The organism is Actinoplanes sp. ATCC 53533 (assembly GCF_003947245.1).
In genome coordinates, this window is record NZ_QHHV01000104.1 from 66,224 (window position 1) to 88,326 (window position 22,103).

Here is a 22,103-nt window from a genome sequence, read left to right on the forward strand (position 1 = left end):
CAAAAGGAATCGCCATGCGCATTTCCCTGCGGTCGGCCAGCGTGCTGCTGACCTCGACCCTGTTGCTCGCCGCCTGCTCTTCCGGGGGCGACGACGCCGACACGACCACCGCCGCCGCCTCGTCGTGCGTCCCGTCCTCGGGTCCGGTGACGCTGACCTACACCACCTGGATCCCGGGTGTCGAGGACGTGGTCAAGGTCTGGAACGACAAGAACCCGAACATCCAGGTCAAGGTCCAGACCGGGCCGAACGGCAACGGCGGTACGTACCAGAACTTCTTCAACCAGCTCAAGGCAGGCAACCCGCCGGACCTGGGCCACATCGAGTACGACGCGCTGCCCAGCTTCCGGGTCCAGGACGGCCTGGTCGACATCGGCGGCTGTGACATCGTGGCCAAGGCCAAGGACCAGTTCGTCGACTGGACCTGGAACCAGGTCAGCTTCGGCGAGGCCGGCCACGCGTACGGCGTGCCGCAGGACACCGGCCCGATGGCGCTGTTCTACCGGGCCGACCTGTTCGAAAAGGCCGGCATTCCGGTACCGACGACCTGGGACGAGTACGCCGCGGCGGCCGCGAAGGTCAAGACGGCCGGCGGCTACATCACCAACTTCTCGCAGAGCGACATCAGCCAGTTCGCCGGGTTCTCCTGGCAGGCCGGCGGCCGGTGGTTCAAGAACGACGGGAACCAGTGGACAGTGAGCATGGACGACGCGGGCACCAAGAAGGTCGCCGACTACTGGCAGGGCCTGCTCGACAAGAAGCTGGTCTCGACCGTGCCGCCGTGGTCCGCCGAGTGGGACAACGCCTACAACACCGGCGCGGCCTGGACCTGGATCTCCGCGGTCTGGGGAGCCAACTCCATCTCCACCGGCGCGCCGAAGACGGCGGGCAAGTGGCGGGTCGCCCCGATGCCGCAGTGGGCCGCGGGCGAGAAGTCGGCCGGTAACTGGGGCGGTTCGTCCACCGCGGTCTTCAAGGGCTCGAAGCACCCCTACGAGGCCGCGCAGTTCGCGCTCTGGCTGAACACCTCCGAGGAGGCGCTGACGCTGCTCAACGCCAAGGCCAACCTGTACCCGGCCACCAAGACCGGCGCGGCGCTGCCGGCCCTGGGCAAGGGCGTCGCGTTCTACGGCGACCAGAAGATCTACGACGTCTTCGCCGAGGCCTCCGCCCAGGTCTCGCCGGACTTCACCTGGGGACCGACGATGACCGCGACCTACGCCAACGCCTCCGACGGTTTCAAGGCCGCCGTCTCCGGCAAGGGCAGCCTCAACGACGCCCTCACCGCGGCGCAGGCCTCGACGATCCAGACGCTCAAGTCGCAGGCCATCCCGGTCAAGGAATGACCCGCTGATCCGGCCGCGGGCCGTGGGCACCAGCCTCGTGCTGGACGCCCGCGGCCCGCGGTCGTCGCGCCGCCGCCGGTCAGTACCGGAAGTGGCTGACCAGCGACTGGAGGTGGTGGGCCATGCCGCTGAGCTCGACGACCGCCTGCCGGGACTGCCCGATGCCCTCGGTGCTGACCCGGGTGGCGTCGGCCAGCCCGGTGATGTTCGTGGCGATGTCGCCGGCGCCGGCCGCCGCGGCCGCCACGCTGCGGCTCATCTCCTCGGTGGTGGCGGTCTGTTCCTCCACCGCGCTGGCGATCGTGGCCTGGTAGTCGTTGATCTCCGCGATGACCGAGCTGATCTCGCCGATCGCGGTGACCGCGCCGGTGGTGTCGGTCTGGATCGCCTGGACCCGGCGGGCGATGTCGTCGGTAGCCCGGGCCGTCTCCTGGGCGAGGTCCTTGACCTCGGAGGCGACCACCGCGAAGCCCTTGCCCGACTCGCCCGCCCGGGCGGCCTCGATGGTGGCGTTGAGCGCCAGCAGGTTGGTCTGCTCGGCGATCGCGGTGATCACCTTGATCACGTTGCCGATCTCGACGGAGGACTCGCCGAGCTTGCCGACCTGAGCCGTGGTGGCCTCCGCGACGGCGACCGCCTTGCCGGCGACCTCGGCCGCGAGGGTGGCGTTCTGCGCGATCTCGCGAATCGACAGGCCCATCTCCTGGGTGCCCTTGGCCACGCTCGACACGTTCTCGGAGACGCCGGCGGCGGCCTGGGACACCGACTGCGCCTGGCCGGCGGACCGCTCCGCGGAGTTGGCCATGGTGCTCGAGGTCGCGGACATCTGCTCGGCGGCGGCGGCGACCGAGTTCGCGGAGCCGGCGACCGACGAGACCACCCGGCGCATGTTGCTCTGCGCCTGGTCGAGGGCGGCCGCCATCTGGGCGACCTCGTCCTTGCCGGTCACCGCCGCGCCGACGGTGAGGTCGCCGTCGGCCATCGCCCGCAGCGCGGTCCGGACCCGCAGCAGCGGCCTGGTGATCGACTGCACCACGACGTAGGCCAGCAGGCACACGACCAGGGCGGCCAGGGCGACGACGACCCACAGGATGCGCTCGGCGCGATCTCGGCTCGCCGCGGCGGCCCGCTCGGCGCGCTCGACGGTGTCGAGGAACAGCGCCCGCTCGTTGGCGAGTACCGCGCTGATCAGGTAGTTGTCGACGCCGATCTGCTCCCAGGAGAGCCGGGCGCCCGCCGGATCGACCCCGGCGCCGGCGACGAAGCGGGTCAACGTCGCGGTGTAGTCGGCCGCCACGGTCTTGATCCGCTCCACCGCGGCGGCGAGGCCACCCGGCAGGGACACCGCTTCGAGCGCGGCCAGCAGTTCGTTCGCGCTGTCGACCTGATCGGTGAGCAGCGCGGCCTGGGCCTGGGGATCGGCGCGGATGACCGCCTGCAGGCCGTTGACCTTCAGCTCGCTGGCGACCCGGTCGAGTTGCAGCACGAGCGCGCTCGCCGCGTTGAGACTCCGCAGGTCGGTGGCGGCCGACTCGGCGGTCCGGTTGTTGACCACCGTGACCACCAGGCAACTGGCCAGCGCGACCAGGCTGGCCGCGACCAGCACCGTGAGCTTCACCCGTACGGAGAGGTCGAGGAACCACCGCAGGGCGGGATGCGACGCCGCGCGGGTGCCGGCAGGGGCGCTGGTCATCGGTGCGATCTCCTCGTGGTCGGCGGCCTGGACGGTCGGCGGCATCAGCCGGTGACCTCGGCGGCGGTGTAGTAGCCGCTGTCGACAAGGACGCGCTGATAGTTGGACTTGTCGACGTTCACCGGCTGCAGGAGGAAGGTGGGGACCACCTTGACGCCGTTGTCGTACTGCTTGGTGTCGTTGACCTCCGGGCGGCCGCCGGTCAGCAGCGAGTTGGTCATCTGCACCGCGACCTTCGCCAGTTCCCGGGTGTCCTTGTAGACCGTCTCGGCCTGCTGCCCGGCCGCGATCAGCTTGACGGAGTCGAGTTCGGCGTCCTGGCCGGTGATCAGCGGCAACCGCTTCGCGGCGCCGTAACCCGCGGCCTTGAGCGCCTCGAGGATGCCGCGGCTGAGCCCGTCGTACGGCGAGAGCACGGCGTCGACCCGCGCGGAGGAGTACGTCCCGGCCAGCAGCCGGGCCATCCGCTTCTTGGCGACCGCGCCGTCCCAGCGCAGGGTGGCGACCTTCGCGAAGGCCGTCTCCCCGCTCCGGACCTTCAGCCGGCCGGCGTTGATCTGCGGCTGGAGCACACTCATCGCGCCGTTGAAGAAGAAGGTGGCGTTGTTGTCGTCCGCGGAGCCGGCGAACAGCTCGAGGTTGAACGGGCCCTTGCCCTTGAGACCGTTGACGATCGAGGTGGCCTGCAGCACCCCCACCTTGAAGTTGTCGAAGGTCGCGTAGTAGCTGATGTCGCCGCTGTCGCGGATCAGCCGGTCGTAGGCGATCACCGGAATCTTCGCGGCCGCGGCCCGGCCCAGCACGTCCTTGAGCGCGGTGCCGTCGATGGCGGCGACCACCAGCGCCTTGTCACCCCGCGCGACCATCGCCTCGATCTGGCTGATCTGGGCCTTGACGTCGTCGTCCGCGAACTGCACGTCGGGGCGGTAGCCGAGCAGGGTGAACTGCCGGGCCAGGTTCTCGCCGTCGGCGATCCAGCGCTCGGACTTCGTCGTCGGCATCACGATGCCGACCCCACCGCGGTCGGGCGAGGCGATGCTGACGTCCGCGCCACCGCCGCAGCCGGCGACCGCCAGCACCACCACGGCGACGGCTACCGGCCATTTCATCGCGCGTGACATGGACACGCGTCCCCCCAGCGTCAACCGGCCGGGCGTCGGCCCGGCACGTCGGTGATCATCTCGGCGGCGACCTGTACCGGCGAGAACCACGAGCAGCCTATGCCCGCCGTACCGCTCTATAAGCTGATTTTCGCGGATACGCGGCCTTGCCCCGCCGTGGTGCCGGATCGCTACGATGGCCCATCGACACTGGTCATCACGGGGACGGTGGGGGTATGCGCGACGGCACGGGCGACGACGATCCCCTGCTGGAACCGGGCGCCGCGCTCGACCGGCTGGCGGCCTGGAAGGGCCGGATCGACCAGCTGGCCACCGACACCGGGGCGATGAGCGACCGGCTGGGCGAGCTGCGGGTCACCGCCGCCGACGAGACCGGCATGGTCGAGGTCACCGTCGACGCCCAGGGCGCACTGGTGGACATCCGGCTCAGCGGGCGGATCCAGCAGGCCGGGCCCGAACGGGTCGCCCAGGCGATCATGAGCACGGTCCGGGACGCCCGGCGGCAGCTCGCCGGGCGGGCCAGGGAGATCATCGCGGAGACCCTCGGCACCGAGTCGGCGGCCGCCCGGGCGATCGCGGCCCGGGTCGGCGAGCGGCTGAGCGGCGCCGGCGGCGGCACCGAGACCGGCGAGCAGGACGGGCGGTCGCGATGACCGACGAGTTCACGGTCGACGCGGCCCAGCTGCACCGGCACATCGCCAACCTCGAGGCGGTGCGCGCCCGGTTCGGCGCGGTCAGATCCGCGAGCGCCGCCATCGCGCAGGCCGACTCGGCGTACGGTCTGCTCTGCAGTTGGCTGCCGCCGATCCTTCAGGGGCGGCACCAGCGCCAGGACGACCTGGTCGCCTACGTCGAGGAGAGCCTCTCGCTCGCGGCCGACGCGCTCGCCGAGGTCGCCAGGGCGTACGAGGAGACCGACGCCGGCGCCGCCGACGCGGTCCGCAAGGCCGGCGGACGGCCGGGACAGTGACCCGCGATGGCTGACAACCCGCTGATCGCCGGCGTCGTCGCGACCCGCCAGCCGTGGACCGGGGTGTCCCTGGCCGAGAACTTCCAGGGCCTGGTCGCGGCGATCGAGAGCGACGGATGGGTCGACGACCTGCTCGCCGGGGCGGCGTTCGGCACCGAGGTCGTCGCGACCGCCATCGACCCGTTCAGCGCGCTGCTGGCCAACGGTCTGGGCTGGGCGATGGAATACTTCGAACCGCTCCAGCGGGTGCTCGACGAGCTGGCCGGCCTGCCCGACGTGATCGCGGCGCACGCCGCCACCTGGCACAACATCGCCACCGAGCTCGGCGCCATGGCTGCCGACCTGGGCTCGCACCTCGCCGGTGACCTGCCCGACTGGCAGGGCCGGGCGGCCGCGGCGTACACGGCCATGATGGGCCACAACGTGGCCGCCGTCGGCGGACTGAGCGCGGTCGCCGCGGCGATGGCGGCGGCCACCGAGGCCGCCGGCAACCTGGTGCGCTTCACCCGGGAAATCGTGCGCGACCTGATCGCCGACCTGGTGGCCCGGGTGATCGTCTGGGCGGCGGAAGCGATCTTCGTGGTGACCATCCCGGTGATCGCCGCGCAGATCACCGCGGCGGTGGTCAAATGGGCCGGCCGGATCCTGAGCTACACGACCGCGCTGATCTCGAGCCTGACCAACCTCACCCGCCTGCTGAACGGATAGGCGGCGCGGGGGTGGCACGAGGCGGGCGGGGCGGAGACGGCGACGACGGCGCACCGGCCGGCGGCCGGCCGGGCCGGCCACCCGGCGGCCCCGAGAGCGTCGCCGCCGCTCAGCAAGCGGTGTCGACCGAGGCGCAGCAGGGCCGGCCGGGCGGCGGCGCCGGCCGCACCCGGTCCTCCGACGAACCGGCCACGCCGGCGTCGGCGCAGTCGTTCGTCGACAACATCACCGCCGACCCGAGGTCGGTGTCCGGGCGGTCCGCGCAGGACATCGCCGACCAGTTCACCGCCGCCGGGTATCCGGCGACGGTCGAGCAGAGCCGGAAGAAGGGCACGTCCGGCAATGCCGTACAGGTACGGATCCAGAACCACCCCGAGATCACCAACATCCAGGTGCACCCGGGCGGTGGCCGGCACACGCCCGAGGGCTCGCCATACTGGAAGATCTCGACGAATACGGCCGGCAAGACCTGGGTCATCCCCCGGGACTTCCGGGGCGCTGAAGAGCTGGGCGGGAACGTAGTGCGCTATGACGAATAGGCTGATCAAGGTGGACCGGGTGCGGTCGGCGACGGAAGCCGCCCGCCTCGAAGCGCTCGGCGCGGACCTGGTCGGGGTCTCGCTGACCGCGGACGCACGGTTCTCCGACGACCGGACGGTGACCGTCGAGCAGGCCGCGGTGATCGGCGGAGCCCTGCGACGGGCGACGCTCGTCACGGCGATGGAGCTCGGCAGGGATCCCGGCGGGGTCCTGCGCACCGTCGCGGCCACCCGCGCGGGGATGGTGCAGCCGATCACCGGAGCGATCCCACCGGCCGACGTCCGGGCCGCGCTGAGCGACGCCGGCGTCGGCATCGTGTACGGCGCGATCGAGATCGCGCACGACGACGATCCCGGCTGGATCTTCAGCGCCTACGCCGATGTGCCGGACCTGAACGCGGTGCTGTTCCACGCGGACGTCCTGCCGGAATATCGCGAATCGTGGGCGTTCCTGCGCGACCGGGCGCCGGAGTACGAGGAGGAATTCCAGATCGCGGACCTGAACGAGCTGGGCCGCGAACGCCCGCTCGTCGTCGGGCTCGACTTCACCCCGGACAACGTGGGGGAGATCGCCGGCGCTCTTCCCGGGGTACGGGGCATCGCCCTCACCCTCGCGGAGCAGGGCCGACGAAGCGACGCCAGGTTCCACCGCTACGACGACGCCGTCCGCGTGCTGGAGGAAGCCGGTCACCTCACCGGCTCACCGCCGTGACAACTGCGCGGCCACCAACGACCTGATCCGGGGCTGATGCGTGTCACGCTCCCAGGGCTCGCAGGATCGGTTGACCCAGGTTGCCGAGCTTGTGAGCCAGCTCGATCAACGGGACGCTCAGCGATTGACCGGCGGTTGCCAGCGCGCCGGCCCGGACCAGGATGGTGGTGAGGCGGCTCAGCCGTTCCGCGAACTCCTGCCGGTCCGGTTCCGGCCCCGCCACCGCCACCTCGGCGCCGTCGAGTTCCCGCGCCGCCGCCGTCGAGGCTGCCGGCGGCAGGTCGCTCAGCCGGTCGAGCACCGCTCGCAGTTGGCTGAGCTCGGGCCGCACCTGCTGGGCGATCGTGACGTTCGCGTGCGTACCGGTGATGTTGGTCTGCTGGCCCTCGACCATGTTGATGGTGTGGGCGTGCTGGTTTCCGACCTGGAAGCCCATGCGCGTGCCCTTCCTAATAGCTTTCCGGTTTCGGCATTTGATTCAGCTTTCGGCGCCGCGCCGCCGCGACGATGTGCAGCACGATGCCGGCGATCAGCACGAACTGTCCTATGAAGGCGATCGCGAACCCGATGAGCCCGACGGAAACGCCGCCGACCTTGGGGCCGTAGAAATTGCCGGAGGTGATGGTCTCCTGTGGCGACACCGAACCGAAGTCATTCATGAGGTCCAGCAACGGCACCATGAAGACGACGGATCCGCCGCACAGCATGAGAAAGCCGAGGACCACCAGGGCCGTCGCCTTGCTGCGGGTGGCCGCTATCTCCCGGGCGAAGCTCTCCCGCTGCTGGATGACCTGGTTGTACTGGACGCCGTCGACCATGTTGATGGTGCCGGCCCGCTGCTCGTGAATGTGATAGTCGGACGACCGGCCCCGCGGGGGGTTTCCGTCCTCGTCCGGCGGCAGCGAGATGACAATGTCGACGTCCCCGAGGTGCAGCCGATCCCCGCCGTGCAGCGGGCGGCGCCGGGTGACGAGATCGCCGTTGAGCAGCAGGCCGGCCGAGGAGCCGGCGTCCTCGACCCACCAGGATCCGTCGCCCGCGCCGAGCCGCGCGTGGCGGCGGCTCACGTACGGCGATGGCAGGACGAGGTCGGAACCGCCGGAGCGGCCGACGACCACCGGCGTGGTGCCGGCGTGCAACGGGACCCGGAACGAGGGCGTGCCGGGTATCGCGATGTCGAGCACGAGATCGGCCATCAGCGTCTCCTCTCGCCGAGAACCATATTGTGCGGCTGCCCGGCGGTGAGTTCGATGCCATTCGTGACCGCCCGCTGTCGGAAATGCGCCACCGTTTCCCGCACGTTGATCAGGGAATCGATGATGCTGCATTTATCCGCGCTGCGGACCCGGCGGGGGCGACGATCATGTCAGGGGTAGACCGTCATTTCTCTTGTTGTGACCGGGGGTCGTCGTGGAATCGGTGTCGGGATTGATCAAGGACCGGACGGTGATGACGAAGATTCTGCTGGCGGTGTTGCTGGTCGCGGTGATCGGTTCCGGCGTGGCGATGTTCGCGGTGACGAAGATGGCGGCGGTCAACACCAGCACCGCGGTGGTCTACGACGGCAGCCTGCAGTTGAAGACGCTCGGGGAGCTGCGCAACGCCTTCAACCGGACCCGTACGGACGCCCTCGAGCACTTCCTGGCCACCGACAGTGCCGTCATGACAGCCAAGGAACAGGCCGTGGCCGACGACGAGCGGGCCCTGGCCCAGGCGGAGGAAGCCTACAAGCAGTTCAGCCTCGGCCCGATCCGCGTCGCCGCGCTGGCCGAGTTCGACAAGGCGTGGGCGGAGTACCTGAGCATTCTGACCGATCGGCTGCTGCCGTTGAGCCGCGCCGGCAAGCACGCCGAGATCGCCGCGGTCCGCGAGGCCGAGACCGGGCCTCTGATCGAGGTGATGCGCGAGGCGATGAACACTCTCGTCGCGCAGACCGTGGTCAAGGCGGAGGAACGGAAGGCCGCGGCGCAGGATACCTACGGCGCCGCCCGGACCCTGGTGATGACGCTGATCGTCCTGGGCGTCGCGCTCGGCGTGGCCGCCGCTGTCGGCATCGCCCGGCTGATCACCCGGCCGCTGGCCCGCTGCGTGGCGATCCTGCAGCGGATCCGCGACGGCGACCTCACCGGGCGCACCGGCCTGGCCGGCCGGGACGAGGTCGCCCAGTTGGCCCAGGCGCTGGACGCCTCCACCGAGGCGATCGCCGGCATGGTTCGCCGGGTCGGCGACAACGCGCAGCACGTCGCGGCGGCCTCGGAGGAGTTGTCCAGCGTCTCCGTCGAGATGTCCTCGACCGCGGAGGAGACCTCCGCGCAGGCCGGCAGCGTGGCCGGGTCGGCGGCCGAGGTCTCCCGCAACGTGCAGACCGTGGCCGCGAGCTCGGAGGAGATGGGCGCGTCGATCCGGGAGATCGCCGGTAACGCCAGCGAGGCGGCCAGCGTCTCCGCCGGTGCCACGCGGACCGCCACCCACACCAACGAGATCGTCGCGCGGCTCGGCCAGTCGTCGACCGAGATCGGCAGCGTCGTGAAGCTGATCACCTCGATCGCCGAGCAGACCAACCTGCTCGCGCTCAACGCCACGATCGAGGCGGCCCGGGCCGGCGATGCCGGCAAGGGCTTCGCCGTGGTCGCCACCGAGGTCAAGGACCTGGCCCAGGAGACCGCCAAGGCCACCGAGGACATCTCCCGGCGGATCGCCACCATCCAGGACGAGACCGGGCAGGCCGTCGCCGCGATCGCCGAGATCACCGCGGTCACCTCGCGGATCAACGACTACACCTCGACCATCGCCGCGGCCGTCGAGGAGCAGACCGCCACCACCAGCGAGATGTCGCGCAACATCAACGACGCCGCCGCCGGCGCGACCACCATCGCGGCCACCATCGACGGCGTCGCGCAGGCGGCGAACTCCACCGCCGCCGGCGCCACCCAGACCCAGGCGACCGCCCAGGACCTGGCCAGGATGGCCGTCGAGCTCCAGTCGACGGTCGCGGCGTACCGAGTCTGAATCGGCAGAACGGCGCGCCGGCCCCGGGATGCCCGGCCGGCCCGGGCGGGTGGCTGGTGGGCGGCCTGGCGGTGATCGTACGGATCATGGTCGAGTGTCCTGTTGCTACCCGTTCGCCCCGGCATAAGCGGCATAAGGCCCGCAGGCCGCATTCTCCGGGCCGGCTTGGCCCCTTATGCGGATGGTCCCGGCCATATCCGTGCCATCCAGGGCCTAGCGGCGGCAGGTGTTCTCGCCGATGATGGGCCACGTGACTGGCCGCCATCGACGACGTTCGCGACTTCGCGCAGGTACAGCAGTGCTGGCTACGCTCGCCGTGGTCGCGGTGGTGACCGGCGTGCGGGTCGGCGTGAGCCAGCTCGGCGGCGGTGAGTGCGACGGGCAGGTGCGGTTGTCCGTGGCGGCCGCGCCCCAGATCGCCGCCGCCGTGCAGCAGTCGGCCGCGGAGTGGGTCGGCGGCTCGGCCACGGTCGGCGGAGCCTGCGTGGCGGTCGACGTGCGCGCCGTCGACCCGGCCGACGTGGCCGCGGTGCTCAGCGCCGAGCAGAAGGTCTCGCTCGCCGGCGCCGGTGCGCCGCGCGCGGGCGTGACCGCGCCGGACGTCTGGGTTCCCGACGCTCGCACCTGGCTGCAGCGCCTGCGCTCGGCCGCGCCGGAGTTCGCCTTCACCGAGGAGGGCTCGCTCGCGCTGAGCCCGGTGGTCATGGCGATGCCGGAGCCGGTCGCCAAGGAGCTCGGCTGGCCGCGCAGGAAGCTCAGCTACGCCGACCTGATCGCGCAGATCACCACCAGCACGAACTTCCGGGCCGGCACCGTTGACCCGGCCCGCGACGCCGCCGCGCTCTCCGGCCTGCTCGCGCTGGGCGCCACCGCGGCCACGCTGGATCAGCGCCGGCCGGGCACCACCAACGGCCTGCTGCGGACGCTGGCGACCGACACCTCGGTGCTGCGCGACGACCTGATGGCCCAGCTGCCGCAGGACAAGGACGACAACTCGCTGGCCGCCGGGCTCGGACTCGCCGCCATGTCGGAGAGCGACGTCGTCACCTACAACGCCACCCGGCCGCCGGTCGGCCTGGCCGCGCTCTACCTCGAGCCCGCGGCGGTCCCGCTGAACTACCCGTTCGCGGTCATGCCCGACCTCGGCCAGGCCCAGGCGGAGGCGGCCCACCAGCTCTATGCCGCGCTGAGCGCCGGTGCGGGTTTCCGGGGCCGGCTCGCCCAGGCGGGCATCCGCGCGCCGGACGGCACCGCCCCCGCGGGCTTCACCGCGCCCGCCGGAGCGCCCAAGCGCTTCGGGCCGGCCCAAGCCGCCGGCAGCGGTGAGGCGGCCGCCGCGACGGCCGACGGCGCGACCATCGACCGGGCGCTGGCCGGCTGGTCGGCGGTCGTGGCCCCGGCCCGGATCCTGGCCATCGTCGACGCCTCGGCCAGCATGCGCACGCCGGTGCCGACCGCCCGCAACGCCACCCGGATGCAGCTGACCCTCGCGGCGGCCCGCGGCGGCCTGGGCCTGTTCAGCGACGACTGGCAGGTCGGGCTCTGGCTCTTCGCCGGGTCCGGCTCGGATCACCGCGAGCTCGTGCCGATCGGCCCGCTGACCGACAAGCGCGACGACGTGGCCGGTGCGCTCGGCGGCATCCAGCCCGCCGGCGGCGACGCGGGGCTCTACCGCACGATCCTGGACGGCTACCGCGAGGTGCAGGACGGCTGGCAGGCCGGCCGGGTCAACTCCGTGCTGCTGATGACCGACGGCGTGGGGGCCGGGCGGCAGTCCGGCGACATCAAGCTGGAGGAGCTGCTTGCCAAGCTCGGCGCGGCCAAGAGCGCGGACAAGCCGGTCCAGGTGATCATCGTCGGGGTCGGCGACGCGGTGGACCGGACCCCGCTGGAGCGGATCACCCGGGAGACCGGTGGCGGCGTGTTCATCGCCGAAGACCCGGCCCAGATCGGCGCGGTCTTCCTCGAGGCGCTCTCGCTGCGGACGACGACCCCGCGCTGAGGCCCACCCCGGGCGGGGGACGCCGCGACAGCGCCTGCTCCGGCGTGCGGATCGCGGATCGCGGATCGCGGATCGCGGATCGCGGATCGCGGATCGCACAGCATCCGGCCGGGCGACGCCGGCTGAGCCGAACCGCGGCGGAATACCCAGGCCAGTGCGTGCCACGAGCCCGATTCGCCCGGTCGCGGAGGATCGGCCGCCGGTGCCGCGAGCCGCTGCGATACCGTTTGGCGGTCGGGCCGTCGCGTCGCCCGGGTCGGTGACGATCCACGCGGCAGCCGTCAGCTCAGGGAGTCACGATGTCCGAGTCGAGTGCCGGTTCCGACGCCACCGCCGGTGAGTCCGCCGCGCAGGAGCCCGAGGCCGAGGTCTTCGCCAACCGGGCCGAGCGCCGGGCGAAGGGCAAGAAGGGCTCCGGCGGCGGTGGCGAGGTCTTCAGCAAGGGCCAGCAGCCGGTCGGCCGCGGTTCGGTGCAGAGCCCCCGCCAGTACGGCAACCGCCGCAGCGGCTGACCCCACGCGAGGCCGCCGCCGGCCGCAGCGCCTGGCTCCGCACGAGAGCGTCTGACCCCACGCGAGGCCGCCGCCGGCCGCAGCGCCTGGCTCCGCACGAGAGCGTCTGACTCCGCACGAGCCGCAGCCGGGCCGGCGGGGTCAGGCGATGGCGGCGACGGTGGCGTCAGCGCCGCCGCGCCAGAGCAGCCCGGTCTCGGTGAAGCCCGCCGTCCGCAGCGCCGCCAGGTGCCAGCCGGCCGGCGGGGTCCACTCCGCGCTGCCGTGCTCGGCAGGATAGATCTTCTCGCGCTCGGCGTGCAGCGGCGCCAGCCGCGGGTCGGCCGCGACGCGCGCCCACCAGTCGCGCCACGACAGCGCCGCCCCCGCCGCGTAGCGGGCCTCGCGGCGGGCGTTCGCCTTGCCGAGGAGCTGCTTCGTCAGCTCCGGCAGCCCTTCGTCGGGCATGTGGTCGGCGTTGGCGAAGACCCCACCGGCGCGCAACACCTGGCGGATCTCGCCGTAGAGCACGGCGAGCCGCTCCGGCGCCAGCCAGTGCAGCGCCGTCGCGGTCAGCACGGCGTCATAGTCGCGGTGCGGCAGCGCCTCCGTCCAGGACGGCCGGCCCAGATCCGCGGCGACGATCTCCCGTCCGACCACCCCGCCATCGCCCTCGACCGGGCTAGCCGGATCCCCGTTGAGTGACGCCTCGGCCAGGGCCAGCAGCACCGGGTCCTGGTCGACCACGGTGACCCGCGCGCCCGGGAACCGGGCGAGGGCGCGCAGGGAGATCGAGCCGGTGCCGCCGGCCAGGTCGAGCAGCCGCGGCCGGCCGTCCGGCGTGACCGCCTCGACGGCGTCGAGCATGGTCGCGATCCGGTGTTCCCGGTCCGGCAGGTAGGCCTCCTGCTGCCGGTCCCAGCTTTCCTGAAATGCGTCCGCCACCTCGGCGAGGTAATGAGTCATGCCTGTCACGCTACTTACATCCGGTCCCCGGGTCCAGACTTGTTGCCAAGAATGTGCAATAGTGCCGAGGGTGGCAGCCGGGTCACGGCGACGCCGAGCAGGCAGAGCGCGCCGCCGGCGAACGCCAGCGGGGCGGGCACCTCGCCGAGCAGCAGCCAGGACAGCACCACCGCGATGCCCGGGACCACGTAGGACGACGAGCTCAGGCCGCCCGCGCTCATCCGCTTGAGGGCGTACGCCCAGGTCGCGAACGCGATCGCGGTGGGGAACACGCCCAGGTAGACGACGCTCAGCGTGGCGCTGCCCGGCGCGTCGCGGAGTTCGGTCAGCAGTCCCGGCGCGAAGGGCAGGCAGGCGACCGTGCCGGCCAGGCAGCCGAGCCACGTCGCGGTGAACGGGTCCACGTCGCGCAGCGCCTGCTTCTGCAGCAGGACCCCGACGGCGTAGAGGGCCGCGGCGGCCAGGGCCAGCAGCACGCCGGCCGCGTCGTGCCGGCCGGTGGAGGTGGCGATCGCGATCGTGACGACACCGGAGAAGGCGATCACCAGGCCGGTGACGAGACCGCGGGGAAAGCCCTCCTTGAGGTAGACACCGGCCAGCACGGCGATCAGGATCGGGCCGACGTTGACCACCAGGGCGGTCGTGCCCGCGTCGAGGTGGTGCTCGGCCGCGTTCAGCGCCACCGCGTAGATGCCGAACCACAGCACGCCGTACCCGATGACCAGCAGGAGCGGGCGGCCGCGCGGGATCCGCCGGGGTCGCAGGGCCGCGACCAGGCTCAGCGCCACCGAGCCGGCGGCCAGCCGGCCCAGGGCCAGCGGGCCTGGGCTGTAGTGATCGCCGACCGAGCGGATCACGATGAAGGCCGACGCCCAGAGGATCATCGTGACGGCGGTGGCGAGCAGGGGCAGGGTGGCGGAACGGCTGCGGGTGGCGGTGGTCATGCGTCCAATCTCGGGCTGGCGCCGATTAAGCACAAGCAACCGTTTCTACAGCATCGTTAAGCCCTGCTGTACGGTGGTCGTCATGCTGGACCTTCATCGACTGCGCGTCTTCCGGGCCGTGGTGGCCAGCGGCTCGGTCAACGCCGCGGCGGCCAACCTGGGCTACACCTCCTCGGCGGTGAGCCAGCAGGTCACCGCGCTGCAGCGGGAGACCGGCCTGGTGCTGCTGGCCCGCAGCGGCCGGGGGATCGAGCCCACCTCGATCGGGCTCGCGCTGGCCGAGCAGATCGACGGGGCGCTGAGCCGCTTCGGCGACGTCGAGGCCTTCGTGGCCGACCTGCGCAACGGGCGCACCGGCTCGCTGTCGATGGCGTATTTTCCGTCGGTCGGCGCCGCGTGGCTGCCCGCCGTGGCCCGGGCCCTGCTGCGCCGCTATCCGGACGTGCGGCTCGACCTGGAGCTGCGGGACGACTTCACCGCCGGCTCGGCCAAGCGGGCAGCCTTCAGCCCGGTCAAGGGCGGCGATGGGGTGGTTGGACGGGGGGTCGACATCCAGCTGCTCGTCGCGCCGCCGGACTTCGCCGGCACCCGCGACACCCGTGCCCACCATCTGCTGGACGACCCGTACGTGGTGGTCGTGCCGCCGGAGCACCCGCTGGCCGGCGCCGACGCCGTGGAGCTGGCGCGCCTGGCCGGCGAGCGCTGGATCGACAACGACTTCGCCCGGGGCTGGTGCCGGGAGAACCTGATCGACGCCTGCCGGGCGGCCGGCTTCAGCCCGCCGTTCCGGATCGAGGCGCACGACTACCCGACGGCGCTGGCCTTCGTCGAGGCCGGGATCGGCATCACCGTGCTGCCGCGGCTCGGCACCGCGAGCCTGCCGGGCGGCCTGGTCGCGGTGCCGGTCACCGCGCCGGCGGTGTGCCGCTCGATCTACGCCGTGGTGCAGACGTCGGTCGAGGCGACCCCGCCGGCGCAGTGCGTGCTGGAGGAACTGCGCCGGTGTGCCCGCGCCGCTACGGCGTGATCCGCCACTCCTGGCAGGTGTTGCCGAGCGCGGCCCACTGCCGCACCGCCGCGCCGTTGGCCGTCGCGCAGTTCGCCACGTCCAGGACCTTGCCGTTGCCCCGGTTCGCGATGAGATAGCGCCCGTTGACCGGGGTGACGCTCCACTGCTGGCAGGCGTTGCCCAGCGCGGACCAGAGGTTGACCGCCGTGCCGTCCGCGGTGCCGCAGTTGACCGAGTCGAGCACGGTGCCGCTGTTCACGTTGGTGATCGTGTAGTAGCCGCTCGACGCCTTGGCGAAGGTCCATTGCTGGCAGGCGTTGCCGAGCGACGCCCACTGGTCGATCGCCGTGCCGTTGGCCGTGCCGCAGTTGACCGCGTCCAGCACCGCGCCGCTGTTCTGGTTGATCAGGCGGTACCTGGTGCCGGCCACCGGGAAGGTGACGCTGCCGCCGGGGTCGCCCGCCGGCGCGGTCTGGGTGCTGCCGAGCGCGGCCGGGGTGCCCAGGTTCGGCGTGCCGTCGGAGTTCCAGCCGATCTTCTGGATCCGGGTGGTACGCGTGCCGCCGCAGCCCTGCCCGGCCGTCTCGTTGGCGTGGTAGACGACCCAGGTCTCGGTGCCGTCGGGGGAGGTGAAGAAGCCCTGCCCGCCCGGCCCGTAGACGCCGTTGCCGTCGGCCCGCTGGAAGATCGGGGTGCTCTTCTTGGTCCACGCGGCCGCGCTCAGCGGGTTGCTGCCGGTCAGCGTCAGCATGCCGAGCTTGTAGTCCGGGGTGTTGCACGAGCTGGCCGAGTACGTCAGGAACGTCTTGCCCCCGCGCTGCAGGACGTACGGCGCCTCCTGGGTGTTGCCGCCGGAGGTCTCCCACGAGTACGACGGCGAGGAGAGCTTGGTGCCGTAGGCGCTGACGGTCCACGGGTTGCTCATCGGGGCGACGAACAGGCTCTGCAGGTTACCGACCCAGGACGAGTAGAAGTAGTAGTTGGCGCCGTTGATGGTCGCGACGCTGCCGTCGATGGCCCAGCCGTTGCCCGCCTGGACGTTGAGCTGGGCGGCGTAGTGGTACGGGCCCATCGGATCGGTGCCGTCGCTCTCCAGCACGTACGAGCGCTGGCCGTCGCAGCACGCCGCCGGGCCGGCCGAGTAGTAGTAATACCACCGTTTCCCGTTCGGGCCGTCGAGCAGGTGCAGCGAGGGAGCCCACATGTTGCAGCAGTTCGACGAGCCCGTTCCGGTGTGGACCACCGTCTCGGCCGCCCCGCCCAGCGCGGCCACCGATGCCGCCTTCTTGATCACCAGCCGGGAGTTCCAGGTCGTCGCGGCCAGGTAGTAGTTGCCGTTGTAGTAGCCGAGCCACGGATCGGCCCCGTACGGCGCGGCCGCCACCGGGTTGGTGAAGGTGGTCGCGGCCGCCGCCCGGCCCTGCGACGGCGGCGCGACGATCGCGATCACGATCAGCAGCACCGCCGCGGCCAGCAGGAACAGTGGCCGGGACCCCCGGCGCAGGTGCGGTTCCATCGGCTCATCCCTCGTGGTCGCCACGCGCCGGTCGGTCCGGCCTGGCGATTGTGAGCGTTCACAACGGCGCTGGTCAATACCTTCGACCTCATCTGCCCGAAACAATCGGGAAACCTTGACGACCAACTTGTTACCGCCCACACTGCGGCACGACATCGACAGATGTCGTTGTCTGAACCGTCGTTTCTCGACCAGGGAGGGTCCCATGCTGGAACTCCACGAGCGCCGCGCCGGTCGGCGCGGTCTGGTGGCGGGTGTCGTCGCCGGGGTGCTGCTGGCGGTGGCCGGTGCCGCCACCGCGGAGGCGGCCGACTATCCGAATCCGGGCCGGGTCACCGGCGACACCGGGGTGCACGACCCGTCGATCGTCAAGACGCCCGCCGGCGGCTACCTCGTCGCGTACACCGGCGACAACCTGCGGCTGAAGACCTCGCCGGACCGGACGGCCTTCCGCGACGCCGGCGCGGTCTTCCCGAACGGCGCGAGCTGGACGACGGCGTACACCGGGGGCAGCCGTAGCCTCTGGGCGCCCGACATCTCGTATCGCAACGGGCGGTACTACCTGTACTACTCGGCGTCCACCTTCGGCTCGAACCACTCGGCGATCTTCCTGGCCACCAGCACCACCGGGGCGTCCGGCTCGTGGACGAACCAGGGCCTGGTGATCGAGTCGGGCAGCGGCAACGACTACAACGCGATCGACCCGAACCTGGTGGTGGACGCGCAGGGCGGGTGGTGGCTGAGCTTCGGATCGTTCTGGTCAGGCATCAAGCTGATCGCGCTCAGCGCCTCGACCGGCAAGCGGTCGGACGGCACGGTCCGGGCCCTCGCCGGGCGCGGCGGCGGGGCGATCGAGGCGCCGACCCTGGTGCGGCACGGTTCGTACTACTACCTCTGGGTGTCGTTCGATTTCTGCTGCCGCGGCGCCGCCAGCACGTACCGGATCATGGTCGGCCGGTCGACCAGCGTGACCGGGCCCTTCGTCGACCGTAACGGCACCGCGCTGACCGCCGGCGGCGGCACCCAGGTGCTCGCCTCGCACGGCGCCATCCACGGCCCGGGCCATCAGGCGGTGCTCGCCGACGCCGACAGTGACGTGCTGGTCTACCACTACTACGCCGACAGCGGCGCGCCCTATCTCGGCATCAACCTGATCGGCTACGACGCGGCGGGCTGGCCGTACATCCACTGAATCTCTGCAAACAACCTGCAAACACCTTTGCCTTCCCATTGACATCCGTCTGTGTTGTTCTGTAGGAGGTAAGCGCTTGCTTCGGGCAAAGCGGGCGCGGGGAGCCGGCACCCCCATCCGTTCCTCGATCGCCGCGATCCACCCCGCGGCACTCACCGAATGTCAAGGAGACCACCATGCGCAGAAACATGCGCCAGCTCGTGCTGGGCACCTCCGCCGGCGCGACCGCACTCGCTCTCGTCACCGCCGGCATCACCCTGACCGGCGCCGCGTCCGCCGCCGAGAACGCGGCCGCGGCCCCGCCGAGCACGCTGGCGGCCATCACCGACCTGGTCGGCTGGGGCACCCAGAACGGCGGCACCACCGGCGGCGGCAGCGCCGCGACGACCACGGTGACCAGCGCCTCGGCGCTGACCACGGCGCTCGGTTCCAGCTCGGCCGCGGTCATCCGCGTCTCCGGGACGATCTCCTGCTCCGGCATGCTGCGGGTGCGGTCGAACAAGACCATCATCGGCAACGCCGGCGCCACGATCGCGGGCTGCGGCCTCAACATCAACGGCGACCGCAACGTGATCATCCGCAACATCACGTTCCGCAACTGGAACGACGACGCGATCAACGTCCAGACCTCGGCCACCAACGTCTGGGTCGACCACAACACCTTCACCGCCGGCTACGACGGCGCCGTGGACATCAAGCGCGGCTCGGACTTCATCACGGTGTCCTGGAACCGCGTCTACAGCCACGACAAGTCGATGCTGCTCGGCCACAGCGACGACAACGCCGCGCAGGACACCGGCCACCTGCGGGTGACCTACCACCACAACTGGTTCGACGCGTCGACCCAGCGGCACCCGCGGGTGCGCTTCGGCAACCCGGTGCACGTCTACAACAACTACTACCGCAACAACAGCGGCTACGGCGTGGCCTCCACCGAGGGCGCCGGCGTGCTGGTCGAGAACAACTCCTTCGAGGGTGTCTCGGACCCGTTCCACCTGGGCGAGGGTGACTCCGGGCCGGGCACGCTGGTCGCCCGGGGCAACCTGCTGGTCGGTTCGGGCGGCGGCCAGACCGGCGGCAGCGTCAAGGCCATCCCGTACGGCTACACGGCGGACGCCGCCAGCAGCGTGAAGTCCATCGTGACCGCCAACGCGGGCGCGGGCCGCATCTCGCTCTGATCCGGTGAATGCCCGGCCTCCCACCACACGGGAGGCCGGGCTCTCCGTTCTCCGCCCCCCGACAGGAGCTGATCCATGATCCACCGCAAGCTGCTCGCGTCCACCCTGGCCGGCCTCGCCGCCGTCGCCGGCACCGTGGCCGGGGTCTCCGCCGCGGAAGCCGCCGTCTCGATCACCGTGGCGGCCGACGGCTCCGGCACGGTCCGCACCGTGCAGGCGGCCGTCGACCTGGTCCCGGCCGGCAACTCCAGCACCGCCACCATCACCATCAAGAAGGGCACCTACGCGGGCCGGGTGGTGGTGCCGTCCACCAAGCCGAACATCGTCTTCACCGGTGCGACGGGCGTCGCCACCGACGTCGTCATCACCGCGAGCCGGCCGCAGAACACCGACGGGACCGACGGCAGCGCCACGGTGCTGCTCAGCGCCAAGGACATCGAGATGCGCCATCTCACCGTCCGCAACGACTACAACGAGAGCACCAACGGTGCCTCGCAGGCGCTGGCGCTCTACGTGAAGGCCGACCGGGCGAAATTCCGCAACGTGCGGCTGATCGGCGATCAGGACACCCTGCTGACCCACGGCACGGTGCGGGCGTACTTCTACAAGAGCTATGTCGAGGGCGACGTCGATTTCATCTACGGCAGCGGCACCTCGGTCTTCGACAACTGCGAGATCTTCTCGTCGACCCGCAATCAGTCCAACAACGGCTATGTGACGGCCTCGGCGACCCCGGGTGCGCGCACGTACGGGATATTGATCGTCAATTCGCGGCTGACCAGCGACGCGGCCGCGGGCACGGTCTACCTCGGCCGGCCCTGGCATCCCGGCGGCGACACCACGGCGGATCCGCAGGTGCTGATCCGCAACACGGCGCTCGGCGCGCACATCCGCACCGCCCAGCCGTGGACGGACATGAGCGGCTTCTCCTGGAAGGACGCCCGGCTGTCGGAGTACCGCAACACCGGCGCCGGCGCGACCGTGAACAGCAACCGTCCGCAGCTCAGTGACGCGGCGGCGGCGAACTACACGGCCCAGAAGTACCTGGCCGGCTCCGACGGGTGGAACCCCGTGGTCACCGGCTGACGGCAGCGGCCGGACAAGCGCGAAGGCCCGTGACGGAGGGAACGCCGTCGCGGGCCTTCGTGGTGCTCGGGCCGTCCCGCGCGTAGCGCGGAACGGGAGACGGGGGACGAGGAGGGCGCCTCATCCCCCGTCCAATTCCGTTCGGACGGAACATTGTGGTGCGGGAGCCGGGCCAGTTGTCGGTCTTGCCGGGTCACCTCCAGGGGGACGGGAGGGGATGGATTGGGAGCGCTCCCATAGAAGACTGTAACTGTCTTGGCGGCTTGCCGGAAGCACCTTAAGGAATTGCTCAGACAGTCGCGCGGCAGGACGCCGCCGGGACGGTGCTGGCGCCGGAGCCGATGAATCCGAACGTCGTACTCGCGCCGGCCGCCAGCGCGCCGTTGTAACTGGCATTGACGGCCGTCACCGTGCTCCCGCTCGCCGAGACGGTGGCGTTCCAGCCCTGCTGGATCGTCTGGCCGGCGGGGTAGGCGAGCGAGACGGTCCAGCCCTTGATCGCTGCGGGGCCGGCGGTCACCTTGACCTCGCCCTGGAAGCCACCCTGCCACGATGAGGTCACCGCGTAGGTGGCCGTGCAGGCACCGGTCGCCGGGGGCGTCGAGGTGGGGGGCGTCGTGGGCGGCGTCGTGGGTGGCGGGGTGGACGGCGGCGGGGTCGTCGGCGGGGTGGTGCCGCCGAAGGCCACGTCGCTGCAGAAGTAGTAGGACTGGTCCAGGTGGCTGGCCTGCCAGATGGTGTAGACCATGGCCCGGCCGGTCCGCCCGGACAGCGCCACCGGCAGGTCGATCTGCACGCCGCCGCTGACCGAGGTCCACTGCGCGGCGGGCGTGTTGCCGATCTGGCTGACCAGGTCCAGATCCGACCACTTCAGGGCCGTGGTGACCGGGTTGAAGCCGGGCTTGGTGACATAGACGCGGATGTAGTCGGCGCCGTGCAGGGCGCCGTCGAACAACCGCACGTTGAAGCTGTTGCCCACCGACGTGGGGGTCCAGTCGCCGACGGTGTCCATGGCGTTGTAGCGACCGCTCTGGGTGCGCCCGGCGCTGCAGAGCTGGCCGTCGGGGATGGCGGCCTGGTGGTTGCCGGCGACGCCCTCGCGGAAGAGGCCGTTCCAGTTCCACATGGCGTTCGGGTCGGCCTGCCAGGCCTGCCAGCACATCGGATCGAGGGTCGCCATCGTCGGGTCCTGGAACTTGCTGCCCCACCGTTCGTAGCAGCCGTAGTTGCGCGACGCGGGCCCGGTGACGTTGCCGTGCGCGGCGGCGGGCCCGGCCGGGAGCACGACCGCGGCCAGCGCGGCCACGACGATCCCGGCGAGACCGCTGATCAATATGCGGATTCGTAGCGAAGAGGACATGGGCTCAGCACTCCGTGAGAAAGGGGCCCCGAGGAAAAGGGCAGGGTCGCGGGGGGTACGGCGAAGGCTGCCCATGGCCTCCGCCCGCCACCTGGCCCGGCGGGGTGCGCGCCCAGCCTCGCCGACCGATCGGCGTGTGTCAATGCATCCTGCGTCCGGTCGGCGCCGGCCGCGGATCGGCGAGAAATTCGCCGGATCCCGGCAACCTTTCCGGCCTCTTTCGCCACTGTGCAGGTGGGCGCGGCATCAGCCGTGGTCCGG

Annotated in this window: 21 protein-coding genes; 13 read left to right on the forward strand and 8 right to left on the reverse strand. The window is 71.4% G+C overall.

Features of this window, described 5'->3' with window-relative positions:
- The first annotated feature begins 14 nt into the window (after window positions 1–14).
- On the forward strand, window positions 15–1,346 hold the full coding sequence (locus DMB66_RS30805) for an extracellular solute-binding protein (protein ID WP_125807619.1): 1,332 nt from the start codon (window positions 15–17) through the stop codon (window positions 1,344–1,346).
- Between the two features lie 79 nt (window positions 1,347–1,425).
- On the opposite strand, the gene DMB66_RS30810 is transcribed toward DMB66_RS30805, so the two are convergent.
- Together DMB66_RS30810 and chvE are read right to left on the reverse strand one after the other, a co-directional pair.
- A complete protein-coding gene (locus DMB66_RS30810; protein WP_233624961.1) occupies window positions 1,426–3,084 on the reverse strand; it encodes a methyl-accepting chemotaxis protein in 1,659 nt (552 codons plus the stop codon).
- Entirely contained in the window at window positions 3,084–4,148 is a 1,065-nt protein-coding gene (chvE, locus tag DMB66_RS30815) for a multiple monosaccharide ABC transporter substrate-binding protein (RefSeq protein WP_125807620.1), read from the reverse strand. The genes DMB66_RS30810 and chvE overlap by 1 nt, the downstream gene beginning before the upstream one ends.
- 227 nt (window positions 4,149–4,375) lie before the next feature.
- Here chvE and DMB66_RS30820 point away from each other — a divergent pair, with 227 nt between their 5' ends.
- The 5 genes from DMB66_RS30820 to DMB66_RS30840 are packed head-to-tail and all read left to right on the forward strand — an operon-like array spanning window position 4,376 to window position 7,089.
- Window positions 4,376–4,813 (forward strand): YbaB/EbfC family nucleoid-associated protein, encoded by a 438-nt coding sequence (locus tag DMB66_RS30820; protein WP_125807621.1) that lies wholly within the window; start codon window positions 4,376–4,378, stop codon window positions 4,811–4,813.
- A complete protein-coding gene (locus DMB66_RS30825) occupies window positions 4,810–5,130 on the forward strand; it encodes a type VII secretion target (protein ID WP_125807622.1) in 321 nt (106 codons plus the stop codon). The genes DMB66_RS30820 and DMB66_RS30825 overlap by 4 nt, the downstream gene beginning before the upstream one ends.
- A 6-nt stretch (window positions 5,131–5,136) precedes the next feature.
- Window positions 5,137–5,838 (forward strand): WXG100 family type VII secretion target, encoded by a 702-nt coding sequence (locus DMB66_RS30830; protein ID WP_125807623.1) that lies wholly within the window; start codon window positions 5,137–5,139, stop codon window positions 5,836–5,838.
- Between the two features lie 11 nt (window positions 5,839–5,849).
- Complete coding sequence (locus DMB66_RS30835) at window positions 5,850–6,377, forward strand: hypothetical protein (RefSeq protein WP_125807624.1); 528 nt, start codon at window positions 5,850–5,852, stop codon at window positions 6,375–6,377.
- Window positions 6,367–7,089 carry a hypothetical protein gene (locus tag DMB66_RS30840; RefSeq protein ID WP_125807625.1) on the forward strand — a complete coding sequence of 241 codons (723 nt, stop codon included), beginning with the start codon at window positions 6,367–6,369 and terminating at the stop codon, window positions 7,087–7,089. The genes DMB66_RS30835 and DMB66_RS30840 overlap by 11 nt, the downstream gene beginning before the upstream one ends.
- 43 nt (window positions 7,090–7,132) lie before the next feature.
- On the opposite strand, the gene DMB66_RS30845 is transcribed toward DMB66_RS30840, so the two are convergent.
- Window positions 7,133–7,525 carry a hypothetical protein gene (locus tag DMB66_RS30845; protein WP_125807626.1) on the reverse strand — a complete coding sequence of 131 codons (393 nt, stop codon included), beginning with the start codon at window positions 7,523–7,525 and terminating at the stop codon, window positions 7,133–7,135.
- A 13-nt stretch (window positions 7,526–7,538) separates the two neighbouring features.
- Complete coding sequence (locus DMB66_RS30850) at window positions 7,539–8,285, reverse strand: FHA domain-containing protein (RefSeq protein ID WP_158647420.1); 747 nt, start codon at window positions 8,283–8,285, stop codon at window positions 7,539–7,541.
- Between the two features lie 253 nt (window positions 8,286–8,538).
- Between DMB66_RS30850 and DMB66_RS30855 the strand changes: the two genes are divergently transcribed.
- From DMB66_RS30855 to DMB66_RS30865, 3 genes are all read left to right on the forward strand, one after another.
- The gene (locus tag DMB66_RS30855; RefSeq protein WP_125807628.1) at window positions 8,539–10,098 is read left to right on the forward strand and encodes a methyl-accepting chemotaxis protein; all 1,560 of its coding nucleotides are present in this window, start codon (window positions 8,539–8,541) and stop codon (window positions 10,096–10,098) included.
- Window positions 10,099–10,396: 298 nt separating this feature from the next.
- Window positions 10,397–12,100 carry a VWA domain-containing protein gene (locus tag DMB66_RS30860; RefSeq protein ID WP_125807629.1) on the forward strand — a complete coding sequence of 568 codons (1,704 nt, stop codon included), beginning with the start codon at window positions 10,397–10,399 and terminating at the stop codon, window positions 12,098–12,100.
- Between the two features lie 299 nt (window positions 12,101–12,399).
- Window positions 12,400–12,612, forward strand: coding sequence for a hypothetical protein (locus DMB66_RS30865; protein WP_125807630.1), 213 nt, complete (start codon window positions 12,400–12,402; stop codon window positions 12,610–12,612).
- Between the two features lie 141 nt (window positions 12,613–12,753).
- Here the strand turns inward: DMB66_RS30865 and DMB66_RS30870 are convergent, their stop codons facing one another.
- Together DMB66_RS30870 and DMB66_RS30875 are read right to left on the reverse strand one after the other, a co-directional pair.
- The gene (locus tag DMB66_RS30870) at window positions 12,754–13,557 is read right to left on the reverse strand and encodes a trans-aconitate 2-methyltransferase (RefSeq protein WP_125807631.1); all 804 of its coding nucleotides are present in this window, start codon (window positions 13,555–13,557) and stop codon (window positions 12,754–12,756) included.
- Between the two features lie 14 nt (window positions 13,558–13,571).
- Window positions 13,572–14,501 (reverse strand): DMT family transporter, encoded by a 930-nt coding sequence (locus DMB66_RS30875; RefSeq protein ID WP_125807632.1) that lies wholly within the window; start codon window positions 14,499–14,501, stop codon window positions 13,572–13,574.
- Between the two features lie 82 nt (window positions 14,502–14,583).
- Here DMB66_RS30875 and DMB66_RS30880 point away from each other — a divergent pair, with 82 nt between their 5' ends.
- Window positions 14,584–15,528, forward strand: coding sequence for a LysR family transcriptional regulator (locus DMB66_RS30880; RefSeq protein ID WP_125807633.1), 945 nt, complete (start codon window positions 14,584–14,586; stop codon window positions 15,526–15,528).
- Here the strand turns inward: DMB66_RS30880 and DMB66_RS30885 are convergent.
- Window positions 15,518–17,026: a family 43 glycosylhydrolase gene (locus DMB66_RS30885; RefSeq protein WP_125807634.1), complete on the reverse strand. Its 1,509-nt coding sequence runs from the start codon at window positions 17,024–17,026 to the stop codon at window positions 15,518–15,520. The genes DMB66_RS30880 and DMB66_RS30885 overlap by 11 nt on opposite strands.
- Before the next feature lie 205 nt (window positions 17,027–17,231).
- On the opposite strand from DMB66_RS30885, the gene DMB66_RS30890 reads away from it, so the two are divergent.
- The 3 genes from DMB66_RS30890 (at window position 17,232) to DMB66_RS30900 (ending at window position 20,482) form a co-directional block, all read left to right on the forward strand.
- Window positions 17,232–18,218 (forward strand): arabinan endo-1,5-alpha-L-arabinosidase, encoded by a 987-nt coding sequence (locus tag DMB66_RS30890; RefSeq protein WP_125807635.1) that lies wholly within the window; start codon window positions 17,232–17,234, stop codon window positions 18,216–18,218.
- Window positions 18,219–18,394: 176 nt separating this feature from the next.
- The gene (locus DMB66_RS30895) at window positions 18,395–19,396 is read left to right on the forward strand and encodes a polysaccharide lyase family 1 protein (RefSeq protein WP_233624962.1); all 1,002 of its coding nucleotides are present in this window, start codon (window positions 18,395–18,397) and stop codon (window positions 19,394–19,396) included.
- Between the two features lie 75 nt (window positions 19,397–19,471).
- The gene (locus tag DMB66_RS30900) at window positions 19,472–20,482 is read left to right on the forward strand and encodes a pectinesterase family protein (RefSeq protein WP_125807636.1); all 1,011 of its coding nucleotides are present in this window, start codon (window positions 19,472–19,474) and stop codon (window positions 20,480–20,482) included.
- A 289-nt stretch (window positions 20,483–20,771) separates the two neighbouring features.
- Here the strand turns inward: DMB66_RS30900 and DMB66_RS30905 are convergent, their stop codons facing one another.
- On the reverse strand, window positions 20,772–21,842 hold the full coding sequence (locus tag DMB66_RS30905; protein WP_125807637.1) for a lytic polysaccharide monooxygenase: 1,071 nt from the start codon (window positions 21,840–21,842) through the stop codon (window positions 20,772–20,774).
- Between the last annotated feature and the right edge of the window lie 261 nt (window positions 21,843–22,103).